Source organism: Rhodococcus sp. 852002-51564_SCH6189132-a (assembly GCF_001665495.1).
Classification (GTDB): Bacteria; Actinomycetota; Actinomycetes; order Mycobacteriales; family Mycobacteriaceae; genus Rhodococcus; species Rhodococcus pyridinivorans.
Map to the genome: position 1 here is coordinate 57,859 of NZ_LZMJ01000062.1, position 13,613 is coordinate 71,471.

Genomic DNA, 13,613 nt, shown 5'->3' on the forward strand with positions numbered 1-13,613 from the left:
ATCTGTGTGGACTGGTCCCCGACTACCGGTCCACATCTGCCGATCGTGATCGAGTCTGGCACAGGCCGGGCTAGGGCTCCACTCGAACGGACGGACCGACTCCGCCTCCCCGGTTGCCCGACTGGGCAATTCGGACATTCTCACCGCTGGTGAACTTCGCCAGGATCGGCCCGATCTCACGGCATCCTTCATCGGAGGTGATGCCCCAGTGATCGACGTCCACGATGTGCCGCACCACGCGACCGGTGACGAACGGATCCCATTCCCGAAGCGAAGGCTGTTCCCGGCGGGAGGATTTCCCGGCCTCGACGAACAACATGTTCCCGTCGAACAGGCCCGGTGTGTGACCTTCGAGCACCTCGAAGGAGTGGGTTATGCCGCGCAGAATCCCGTCGAGGGGAAGCGACCCGAGCGCCGGCCCGTTGTCGTCCGCCGGGTTGTTTGTGAAACGAAACATACCCGCGGGTGGTGTGTCGCCACCCTGCCCGGCCCCGATCAGGCCTGCCATCGCGACCTCCGCCGGATCGACCCGATCGGTCAGGACGATCCGTACGTGCGCGTCGAGGAGGGTCAGCGACGAGACGATCGAGCCCGCGCGCTGCAACCGGACCGCCATCTCGTGAGCGATGACGCCACCCATCGACCAACCGACGAGGTGATACGGACCGGCGGGCCGGACTTCACGAACGGCCTCGACGTAGACGGCGGCCCATTCCTCGATGGTCCCGGGTAACGGCGCGTCACCCGACAGTGCCGGTGACTGCAGTCCGTAGACCGGGCGTCCGTCCTCCACGTACTCGGCCAGCCCGGCGAAACTCCACGCCAGGCCTACGACGGGATGCACGAAGAACACCGGTGGACCATCGGCATCCGGTGTGCGCAGCGGTAGCACGATGTCGAAAGCTGCCCTGCGCCCGTCCTCGCCGGTCGGGTCGGTGCGATCGATCCGTTCCGCGAGATCGGCGACCACAGGACTGTCGAAGATCCACTCGACCGGCACGGTGTGCCCCACCGCAGCCGCCAACTCGCCGTGGACGGCGATCGCGAGCAACGACGTGCCGCCGAGTGCGAAGAAGTCGTCGTCACGTCCCACTCGCTCGATCCGGAGCGTGCGAGCGAATGCCGACGCGACAGTTGCTTCGGTGTCCGTCCGTGGCGGACGGTACCGAGCGGCTTCGGCCCGCAGAACGGGAAGAGCATTGCGGTCGAGTTTTCCGGTGGTCCCTCGGGGCAGTCGGTCGAGCAGGCCGATCGCGGTCGGAATCATGTATCCCGGCAGCCGCTCGGTGAGGGCAGGTCGTAGCGCTTCCACGTCGAGGTCGGTGTCGTCGTCCGCCACGACGAAGGCCACCAGCCGGTCTCCCCGGTCCGCATCTTTCTGCACCGCCGCAGCGGCGGTGATCACCCCCGGGCACGAACGCAGCGCATCCTCGATCTCGGCCAGTTCGACCCGGAAACCGCGGATCTTCACCTGCTGGTCCCGACGTCCCACATACTCGAGTTCGGTGCCGGCCGATGTCTCCACCCACCGCACCAGATCACCGGTGCGGTACAACCGTCCGTCGCCGAACGGGTCCGCGACGAACCGAGCGGCGGTCTCTGCCGTACGGCCGAGGTATCCGCGCGCAAGCTGCACCCCACCCAGATACAACTCGCCCACGACCCCCACCGGAACCGGGTTCAGGCGCCCATCGAGCACGCGCACGGTCGTGTTCCATGCGGGCACACCGATCGGAACGACATGCAGGTCGTCCTCCCGCACCTCGTGGGCAGTGACCGAGACGGTCGCCTCGGTGGGACCGTAGAGATTCGTCAGCACGGCATCCGAGCACTTCCGGAATCCCTCGGCCGAGGCGGGCGACAGCGCTTCCCCGATGGACAGCACCCGGCGCAACGAGGCGGGATATCCGCCGGTCGCTGCCGCGGTGAGCATATCGAGCATGGTCGGTACGGAGTGGAAGGTGGTGACCTCCTCCCGGTCCATCAAGGCCAGCATCGCCGCAGGATCGAGATACCGTCCGGGCGGCGGAACGACCAGGCATCCACCGGAAGTGAGTGCACCCCAGAACTCCCACACCGACAGGTCGAAGGTCGGCGGTGTGTGCAGCACTGCCACTTCACGGTGGTCCGCTCCGAACCGGGAACGGATCCATTCCAGCTGGTTCACCACCGCCCGGTGCGGGACGACCACTCCCTTCGGTGTTCCCGTGGAGCCCGAGGTGAACAGCACGTAGGCCGCATTGTCGGGTGACAGCGGCGAAGTCCGGTCCGCATCGGTGAAATCGTCCGCCGGCAACTCTTCCCACGCCGGGTCGTCGATGTCGAACAGAACCGCGTCACGGGTATCGACCGTGCGGGTTGCGCCGGTCGTCTTCGACGAACGGAGAACGAGCGCGGGACGGGCGGTGTCCACGATCTGTTCGATCCGGCCGGACGGCAGAGAAGGATCGAGGGGCACGTAGGCGCCGCCGGCCGTCGAGACGGCGAACATCGCGACGACGAGCTCGAGAGAGTTCGGCATCAGAAGTCCCACCCGGGTCTCGGGTCCGACACCTGCTGCGACGAGTGCGCGTGCCGTACGGTTCACCCGCGCAGCGAATTCCCGGTACGACGCTCGTCCGCCGGGGTGGACCACCGCGGTGGCCTCCCGGACACGGGATACGTTTCTGCGGAAGAGCTCCGGTAGCGTCTGCGCGTCGGCCGGGTGTCGCCGGCCGCCCGAGATGTGCAGGAGGCGGGTGCGTTGCGCGGGGTCGAGCATCTGTGCGTCGCCCACCGGCCGCGTGGGGTCGGTCACGAGGTCGCGAACCAGGCGCACGAACATGTCCGCGAGTGCCTGCGCGGTGGACTCCTCGAAGAGATCTGTCGCGTAGGTGAGCACACCGGCCAACCCGTCCACCACGCCCTCGCCGTCGTAGCGTTCGGCGAGGATCAGGTGCAGATCGAATTGGGAGACGTTCCTTTCCGCTGCGAGACTTTCGGCCTCGAGACCCGGTAGGTCGAGATACGCGCGCGACAGGTTCTGGAAGGACAATCCGACCTGGAACAACGGGTGGTGCGCGAGAGACCGCACCGGATCGAGCACCTCGACGAGACGCTCGAACGGCACGTCGGCGTGCGCGAACGCGGCGAGGTCCGCCTTCCGGACCCGGGAGAGCAGAGTGGAGAACGACTCCGCGAGATCTACCTCGGCCCGGAAGACGATGGTGTTGACGAACATTCCGACGAGGTCGTCCAGTGCCGGGTCGTTCCGTCCCGCGACGGGAGTACCGACCACGATGTCGCGCATGCCGGACAGTCGGGAGAGCAACACCGCGAACGCCGCGTGAACCACCATGAACGGCGTGGCGCCGTGATCCTGCGCAAGTGCCCGGAGCGCCGTGTGGACCTCCGTACCGATCGAGACATCCACGCTTGCACCACGATACGACTGCACCTTCGGCCGCGGGTGATCGGCGGGAAGGTCGATCCGGTCGGGGATTCCGTCGAGGGCGCGACGCCAGAAATCCATCTGTCGGGAGGACATCGAGCCGGGATCGGACTCGTCGCCGAGGATCTCGCGCTGCCAGAGTGTGTAGTCCGCGTACTGCACGGACAATTCGGGGAGCCGCGGTTCCGAACCGGAGAGTCGGGCGACGTAGCAAGCCGCAAGATCCCGGGTCAGCGGCCCCATCGAGTAGCCGTCGGCGGAGATGTGGTGCACCACGACGACGAGCACGTGCTCCTCCGGCGCCGTCCGGAGGAGTTCGACGAGGAACGGGACCTCACGTGTGACATCGAATCGAGTGCAGACGACTCGTTCGATCCTGCCGGCCAGCGCATCCGGCGAGATGTCGACCGGGAGGAGCACGGACCGCACCGAGTCCGCACCGAGAATGTGCTGTACGGGACGGCCGTCGACCTCCGGGTAGACCGTCCGCAACGACTCGTGCCTGGCCACGACGTCATCGATCGCACGGCCGAGCGCGTCTGCGTCGAGCGCTCCGGTGAACCGGACGACGACCGGAATGTTATAGGCCGCAGACGAATCGACACGGTTGAGGAACCACATGCGTTGCTGCGCCAACGACAACGGCACCCGCTCCGGACGCTCCCGCACCGCCAACACCACAGTCCCGGCACCGGCACCGGCGGTGTCGATATCGACACGGGCCGCCAACTCCTGCACCGACGACGTCTCGAACACCACCGGCACCGCCACCCGATACCCCAACCGCGCCGACAACCGCGCCACCAACCGCGTCGCCGCCAACGAATTACCCCCCAGATCGACGAACGAATCATCCAACCCGACCCGCTCGACCCCCAGAACCTGCGCGACCTCCTCGGCCACCGCGATCTCCACCGGTGTCCGCGGCGCCCGATACTCGGCCACCTCGAACACCGGCGCCGGCAACGCCGCCCGATCGACCTTCCCCACCGGCGTCAGCGGCACCTCGTCGAGCACCGTCACCGACGACGGCACCATATAACCGGGCAACACCTCCCCCACCGACGCGCGCACCTGCGCCGGATCGAGCACCGCCCCCGCCTCGGGCACCACATACGACACCAACGCCGACTCCCCCGACGCCAACGCCGCCCCCACCGTCACCGCGAAACCGACCCCCGGCACCGACGACAACACCGCATCGATCTCCCCCAACTCGATCCGGAACCCCCGAATCTTGACCTGGAAATCACTGCGCCCCACATACTCGAACACCCCATCGCCGCCCCGACGCACCAGATCCCCCGTCCGGTACATCCGACCACCCGGAGTGAACGGATCGGCCACGAACCGCGCCGCGGTCAACCCGAACCGACCGTGATAACCCCGCGCCACCTGCGCCCCGGCCACATACAACTCACCGACCACACCCTCGGGCACCGGACGCAACCGCTCATCGAGCACGAACGCCCCCACCCCCGCGATCGCCGACCCGATCACCACCGGCGCATCGGGCACCAACTCCGCCGACGAGGTCGCCAGAATCGTCGTCTCCGTCGGACCATAGGCATTGAAGAACCGCCGCCGACCCGGCACCGACCACCGCCGCACCAGATCCGGGGTGAACGACTCACCCGCCACGACCACCACACGCAGAGCATCCAACCCGGCAGGATCCATCGACCCCAACGCACCCGGCGTCATGAACACATGCGACACCGACTGCGACGCAATCACATCCGCCAGATCCGGACCACCACCAACCCCCGCCGGCGCCACCACCACCGTCGCCCCCGCCGAGAACCCCACCCCCAACTCGAGCAACGACACATCGAAACTCGGCGAACACACATGCAACACCCGCGACGAGCCATCGACCCCGAAATGCTCACGCTCGGCCGCAATCACCCCACCGACACCGGCATGCGAGACCACCACACCCTTCGGCCGCCCCGTCGACCCCGAGGTATAAATCATCCACGCCGCATCCGACGGCTCGAGCGAACGCACCCGATCCGCATACGAGACCGGCCGCGACGACAACCCCCGCACCTGCGCGGCCACCGACACCTCGTCGACCACCACCACCGGCACCGACCCCGCCGACCCGGCCACCACCTGCGCCACCGACGCCACCGTCAACGCCAACACCGCACCCGAATCGGCCACCATGAACTGCACCCGCTCGGCCGGATAACCCGGATCCACCGGCACGAACGTCGCCCCCGACTTCGCCACCGCCCACAACACCACCACCGACTCGAGCGACCGCGGCACCGCCACCACCACCGCATCCCCCGGCCCCACCCCACGACCGATCAACCACCGCGCCCACCGCGACGACACCGCATCGAGCTCCCGATACGACAACGACCGAGAACCCTCCACCACCGCCACCGCATCACCGGCCGACTCCACCGCCGACACCAACAACTGCGGCAACAACACACCACGACGACCACGCCCACGCCGCTCCGGGCGGGGTCCGCCGGACCGGCGACCACTCCGCGACTGTGTCGCGGCTCCTCCGAACCTGTCGATTCCTCGTTCGGACCCCGCCTCGGCCACGTGACAACTCCTCCCGTCGGAGCACCCCGACGGCCCCGGTCACGGTAAAGTTACCGTCCGGTCACGTGTCCTGCACGCCCGACGGGGAGGGCCGTCGGGCGCTCGTGTTCGTCACAGATCACAATCCGTCCTGAGTGTCACCCCGAGAAGTCGATCATGAACCGGACGACCACGGGTGAGTTCTCGCGCAGATGGTGGCGTCGACCGATTCGGAAGCCGCCGTCCCGATCCCGTCCGTGACCGAGACGAACTCGAGATCCGCACAGCCGACGAGGTCGGCCACCGCATCACCGGGAACGAATGCGTGTGTCACCCATTCCTCTTCCGCAGCACGGGCGAGATCGTCACGGTTTTCGGGAACGATCACGACAGCACCGGCCAGTGCGGCAGCGAGCACCGCATATACCGACCAGGGGTCTGCCGCCCGCCCTGACACCAGGATCCGAGCATCGTAGGTGAGACCGAACTCGGTGTGATCGCGGCGAAGAGCAGCCACCGCACGTCCCTGAGTGAGGTCGCCCTGCGGCAGCCTCAGCGCAGGGTCCCCGGCACGGAGGACGGACGTGCGCTCGGTGTAGGCGACGGGGCGCTCCGATTGCACCGACACCCTCGACACCAGTTCCGGGTCGTCCATCGGAAGCAGAACCGCCGAGCCGTCGGCGGTGCGCTGTGAGGTCGTGAGAATCCAACGAGCCTCGGAGGATGTCCCCACCGCGATCGCAGCCCCCGCCTTCACGGTTGCCCAGATCGCGGTCACCAGGTCGATTCCGGCGGGGACATCGACGGCGACGGTCTCGCCCGGACCCGCACCGAGCGAGATCAGATGCCGCGCCCACCGAGAGGATCGTTTCTCGACCTCCGCGAAGGTCGACTCGGTCTCGCCGAACACGACGGCAGGAGCGTCCGGATCCGATTCGACCACAACGCGCAGTTCCTGGGCGATCGTCGTATCGGGGACCTGCGAAGACGACTCCGGCACGGCGCGAGGGGCACCGGTGACCACCGCGACCTCGTCAGCGGTCCGGATATCGATGTCCCCGACCACCGCGGCGGGATCGGCGGCCACCGCGTCGAGCACCGCCACGAATCGACGCGCGTAGGCCTCCGCGGTGTCCGCGTCGAACAGATCGGTCGCGTAGGTGAAGGCAACGGCCATCCCACCCGGCCCGCTCGCGGAGTCCTCCCGAGGCTCCACCGTGACCTGCAGATCGAACTTGGCGGAGAGCTCTCCCGTGTCGAGCGCTTCGACGGTCAGCTCCGGCAGTTCCATACGCACGGGGTCGAGGTTCTGGAAGGACAGCACCGTCTGGAAGACCGGATGCCGGGAGCTCGAACGAGCGATCCCCAGTTCGTCCACGACACGCTCGAACGGCACGTCCGCATTCGCGAAGGCTTCGAGGTCGCCGGCTCGGACCGTGTCGAGCAGGGCGTCGAACGCCGTGGCCGGGTCGACGTCGCTGCGCAGTGCCAGCGTGTTGACGAACATGCCGACCACGTCGTCGAGTGCCCGAGCACCGCGCCCGGCCACTGCCGTCCCGATCACGACGTCGCGCGAACTGCTCAGTCTCGACAGCAACACCGCGAGAGCGGCATGCACCACCATGAACAGCGAGGCACGATGTTCCGAGGCGAGAATGTCGAGGCGAGCACGGGTATCCGCGGACACATCGATCATGGTCGTGGCACCGCGGGTGCTGGTTTGTGCGGGTCGCGGCCGGTCGGCGGGAAGGTCCAGCAGGTCCGGCACCCCTGCCAGGCGTTCACGCCAGTAGTCGAGCTGCTTCCCCGCAGGCGATGCCGGATCGTCGGCGTCCCCGAACACGTCCTGCTGCCACAGCGCGAAGTCCGCATACTGCACCTCGAGCGGAGGGAGCTCGACGGAGCTGCCGGAGATGCGCCCGATGTACGCCGACACGAGGTCGCGGGCGAGCGGTGCGAGCGACGCACCGTCCGCCGAGATGTGGTGCACGACGAGCACGAGGACGTGGTCGTCCGGCGTGAGCGAGACCAACCGGCCCCGCACGGGTACGTCTGTGGAGACATCGAAGCCCTGCGACGCGACCTCCACGACCGCCTCGAACGCCTCTCCCTCGGTACCCGCGGTGACGACCGTCAGTTCCTCGACCGCGTCGACGGACCGGATCCGCTGGTACGGACCGTGATCGTCGTACGGGTAGACGGTACGCAGTGTCTCGTGGCGCTCGACCACATCGCGCACGGAAGCTGCGAGTGCCTCGGTGTCGAGGTTTCCGCGCAGCCGAATCGCCAGGGGGATGTTGTAGGTGGACGAACCGGGGTCGAGCTGATTGAGCACCCACATCCGCTGCTGTGCGAGCGAGAGCGGGATGCGATCGGGACGCGGCCGTGCGACGAGCTCCGGCACCGCGCGATCGGAACTGCCGCCATCGACGCGCGCCGCCAGACCCGCGACGGTGGGAGCTTCGAACAGTTCCCGGATGGCCAGGCTCGCTCCGGTCGCCTCGTTGATGCGGGCGACGACCCGTGTCGCGACGAGGGAGTTGCCGCCGAGGTCGAAGAACGAGTCGTCGGCACCGACGCGTTCGATACCCAGCACCTCGGCCCAGACCTGCGCGACGATCCGTTCCGATTCGGTGGCCGGTTCGCGGAAACGATCGGCGTCGATGTCGATGCGGGGCACGGGGAGAGCGCGCCGGTCGAGCTTGCCGTTCACCGTGAGCGGCAGTTCGTCGAGCACGGTCACCACGTCGGGAACCATGTACCCCGTGAGAAATTCGGATGCGTGCGCGCGCACCGCGGCCGGATCGACGGTTTCACCGGTGCGGGCGACGACGTAACCGACGAGACGTTCGCCGAGTCCGTCGTCCCGGACCATCGCGACGGCCTGTGCGACACCCGGAGCCTGCAGCAGCTGCGACTCGATCTCGCCCAGTTCGATACGGAAGCCGCGGAGCTGGACCTGCGAGTCGCTGCGACCCGCGTATTCGAGGATGCCTTCGCCGTTCCACCGCGCGATGTCGCCGGTGCGGTAGAGACGACCGCGACCGAAGGGGTTCGCGACGAAGCGCGCGACCGTCAGGTCGGGGCGTCCGAGATATCCGCGGGAGAGCTGGTCGCCGGAAATGTACAGCTCCCCCGGCACGCCGGCGGGCACGGGATGCAGACGCCGGTCGAGGACGTAGGCGTCCAATCCGGGAAGCGAGCGTCCGATCGCGCTGGCGGCACCGGCCTTCGCGAGGGCGCGGTCGATGCGCTGGTACGACACGTGCACCGTGGTCTCGGTGATGCCGTACATGTTCACCAGTTGTGGGCCGGCGGGGTGACGATCGAACCAGCCCGCGAGCCGGGCCGGGTCGAGTGCCTCGCCGCCGAAGACGACGTAGCGCAGCGCGAGCGGTGCCGTGTCGGCCGCGAGAGTGCGATCGGCCTCGTCGAACTGGTAGAACGCCGACGGCGTCTGGTTGAGCACCGTGACGCCCTCGCGGCGCACGAGCTGCGCGAACAGCTCGGGTGACCGGGAGGTGAGGTAGTCGACGACGACGAGCCGACCCCCGTACAGCAGCGGTCCCCACAGTTCCCACACCGAGAAGTCGAAGGCGTAGGAGTGGAACAGCGTCCACACGTCGTCCGGGCCGAAGCCGAAGCGGGGCTCGGCGTTGGCGAAGAGGGTCAGCACGTTCCGGTGCGTGACGGCGACACCCTTGGGGCGTCCGGTCGAACCGGAGGTGAAGATGACGTACGCGAGATCGTCCGGTTGCGGCGATGCGATCCGGTCGGCGTCGGTGAGCGGATCGGCCGAGACCGAGTCGTCGTTCTGTGCGTCGGCGACATCGAGCATCTCGATTCCGCTGCCGCGCAACGCCTCCGCTCCGGGCTCGTCTCCGAGTGCATCGGAGGTGAGGATCACGCGGGGCCGCGCCTGGTCGAGGATGTACCGCACACGGTCCTGCGGGTGAGCGGTGTCGATCGGCAGGTAGGCGCCGCCGGAGAGCACGACCGCGGTGAGGGCGACCACGAGGTCCTCGGTCCGCGGCAGGGCCACCGCGACGAGAGTTCCCGGTCCGATGCCGGCGCCGACGAGCCGGCGTGCGATCCGGTTCGCGCGGGCACCGAGCTCGGCGTACGTGAGGGTCGTCTCGCCGTGGGTCACCGCGGCATTCGCGGCGTGGGTGCACACGGCTGCGTCGAAACGTGCAGCCAGCGTGGCCGGTTCGACGACCGGGACGGATTCGCCGAGCGTGTTCCACTCGGTGAGGATGCGGTCGAGTTCGTCGTCGGTGACGAGCGGCACGTCGCCGACCGCGATGCGCGGATCGGTGGTGACCGCCTGGAGGATCCGCGAGAACCGTTCTGCGACAGCGGCGACGGTCTGCTGATCGAACAGTTCGGTGGCGTAGTTGAACTCCACCACGAGACCGGAGGGATCGCCGGCGGCGTCGACGACATCCGCGACGGTGACCTGCAGGTCGAACTTGGCGACCTGCGCGTCGAAGTCGATACCGGAGACGGTGAGCTCGGGCAGTTCCAGCTGCGAGACCGGCATGTTCTGGAAGGTGAGCATGACCTGGAAGAGCGGATGACGTGCCTGCGAACGAGGCGGATCGAGCACCTCGACGAGCCGCTCGAACGGCACGTCGGCGTGCGTGAACGCCTCGAGGTCGGCCGTGCGCACCGAGTCGAGGAAGTCGCCGAAGGACGCCCCGGACTCGACTGGTGTACGCAGCACCAGGGTGTTGACGAACATGCCCACCAGGTCGTCGAGCGCGGCGTCGCCGCGGCCGGCGACGGGGGTACCGATCGTGATGTCGTCGTTGCCGCCGAGCCGCGCCAGAAGTACAGCGAGCGCGGCGTGGACGACCATGAATTCCGTTGCGCCGCTGCGGCGGGCCAGATCGGCGATCGCTGCGCGGACGCGCTCGTCGAGGGTGAGCCGGTGTGAGGCACCCCGATAGCTCGCGACGGCCGGCCGGGGACGATCGGACGGCAGCGTCGACTCTTCCGGCAGATCCGCGAGGGTCCGCTTCCAGAAATCGGTCTCCCGCGCCATGAGCGACTCGGGATCGGACTCGTCTCCGAGGATCTCGCGCTGCCAGAGTGTGTAGTCCGCGTACTGCACCTCGAGCGGTGCCCATCCGGGTTCACCGCCCGCGACACGCGCGGCGTAGGCCGTCACCACGTCGCGGGTCAGCGGTCCCATCGAGTAGCCGTCGGCGGAGATGTGGTGCACCACGACGACGAGCACGTGCTCGTCCGGGGCCACGGAGAACAGGCGCACTCGGATCGGAACCTGTTGCGTCACATCGAAGCCGGTGGTGACCGCTTCGGCGACCCTGGCCGGGACCTCGTCGGCGTCGACGATCTCGGGGCGGACCTCGACGACCGCGTCCGCGGCGGGCAGCACCTGCTGGTAGCCGACACCGTCGATCTCGGGGTAGACGGTGCGAAGCGATTCGTGGCGTTTCACCACGTCGGAGACCGCCGCCTGCAACGCGTTGGTGTCCAGTCGTCCCGAAAGGCGAATGGCCACAGGGATGTTGTTCACGGCGGAGTGCGGTTCGAGCCGGTTGAGGAACCACATGCGTTGCTGCGCCAACGACAACGGCACCCGCTCCGGACGCTCCCGCACCGCCAACACCACAGTCCCGGCACCGGCACCGGCGGTGTCGATATCGACACGGGCCGCCAACTCCTGCACCGACGACGTCTCGAACACCACCGGCACCGCCACCCGATACCCCAACCGCGCCGACAACCGCGCCACCAACCGCGTCGCCGCCAACGAATTACCCCCCAGATCGACGAACGAATCATCCAACCCGACCCGCTCGACCCCCAGAACCTGCGCGACCTCCTCGGCCACCGCGATCTCCACCGGTGTCCGCGGCGCCCGATACTCGGCCACCTCGAACACCGGCGCCGGCAACGCCGCCCGATCGACCTTCCCCACCGGCGTCAGCGGCACCTCGTCGAGCACCGTCACCGACGACGGCACCATATAACCGGGCAACACCTCCCCCACCGACGCGCGCACCTGCGCCGGATCGAGCACCGCCCCCGCCTCGGGCACCACATACGACACCAACGCCGACTCCCCCGACGCCAACGCCGCCCCCACCGTCACCGCGAAACCGACCCCCGGCACCGACGACAACACCGCATCGATCTCCCCCAACTCGATCCGGAACCCCCGAATCTTGACCTGGAAATCACTGCGCCCCACATACTCGAACACCCCATCGCCGCCCCGACGCACCAGATCCCCCGTCCGGTACATCCGACCACCCGGAGTGAACGGATCGGCCACGAACCGCGCCGCGGTCAACCCGAACCGACCGTGATAACCCCGCGCCACCTGCGCCCCGGCCACATACAACTCACCGACCACACCCTCGGGCACCGGACGCAACCGCTCATCGAGCACGAACGCCCCCACCCCCGCGATCGCCGACCCGATCACCACCGGCGCATCGGGCACCAACTCCGCCGACGAGGTCGCCAGAATCGTCGTCTCCGTCGGACCATAGGCATTGAAGAACCGCCGCCGACCCGGCACCGACCACCGCCGCACCAGATCCGGGGTGAACGACTCACCCGCCACGACCACCACACGCAGAGCATCCAACCCGGCAGGATCCATCGACCCCAACGCACCCGGCGTCATGAACACATGCGACACCGACTGCGACGCAATCACATCCGCCAGATCCGGACCACCACCAACCCCCGCCGGCGCCACCACCACCGTCGCCCCCGCCGAGAACCCCACCCCCAACTCGAGCAACGACACATCGAAACTCGGCGAACACACATGCAACACCCGCGACGAGCCATCGACCCCGAAATGCTCACGCTCGGCCGCAATCACCCCACCGACACCGGCATGCGAGACCACCACACCCTTCGGCCGCCCCGTCGACCCCGAGGTATAAATCATCCACGCCGCATCCGACGGCTCGAGCGAACGCACCCGATCCGCATACGAGACCGGCCGCGACGACAACCCCCGCACCTGCGCGGCCACCGACACCTCGTCGACCACCACCACCGGCACCGACCCCGCCGACCCGGCCACCACCTGCGCCACCGACGCCACCGTCAACGCCAACACCGCACCCGAATCGGCCACCATGAACTGCACCCGCTCGGCCGGATAACCCGGATCCACCGGCACGAACGTCGCCCCCGACTTCGCCACCGCCCACAACACCACCACCGACTCGAGCGACCGCGGCACCGCCACCACCACCGCATCCCCCGGCCCCACCCCACGACCGAGCAACCACCGCGCCCACCGCGACGACACCGCATCGAGCTCCCGATACGACAACGACCGAGAACCCTCCACCACCGCCACCGCATCACCGGCCGACTCCACCGCCGACACCAACAACTGCGGCAACAACACACCACGACGACCACGCCCACGCCGCTCCGGGCGGGCAGCACGCTCGGAACGCGCGGCACGCTCGGGGCGGGGAGCACGTTCGGGGCGGGGAGCACGTTCGGGACGCGACGCCCGGGCACGAGCGCGATCGGCCGGAGATACGTGCGAGTCCGCGTCACTCGATCGCGATGCGTTCACCGGAGTGGCTCCGTCCGCGCTGCCGTCGTGTCGTGAACGCATGAAAAAGCCCAC

The 13,613-nt window shown here is 68.3% G+C and carries 2 protein-coding genes; both read right to left on the reverse strand.

Going from position 1 to position 13,613, the window contains the following annotated elements; genetic code table 11:
• Nucleotides 1–70 precede the first annotated feature (70 nt).
• A complete protein-coding gene (locus A5767_RS15140; RefSeq protein ID WP_064852608.1) occupies nucleotides 71–5,878 on the reverse strand; it encodes an amino acid adenylation domain-containing protein in 5,808 nt (1,935 codons plus the stop codon).
• Between the two features lie 274 nt (nucleotides 5,879–6,152).
• Nucleotides 6,153–13,601, reverse strand: coding sequence for a non-ribosomal peptide synthetase (locus A5767_RS15145; protein ID WP_082937711.1), 7,449 nt, complete (start codon nucleotides 13,599–13,601; stop codon nucleotides 6,153–6,155).
• Nucleotides 13,602–13,613 lie beyond the last annotated feature (12 nt).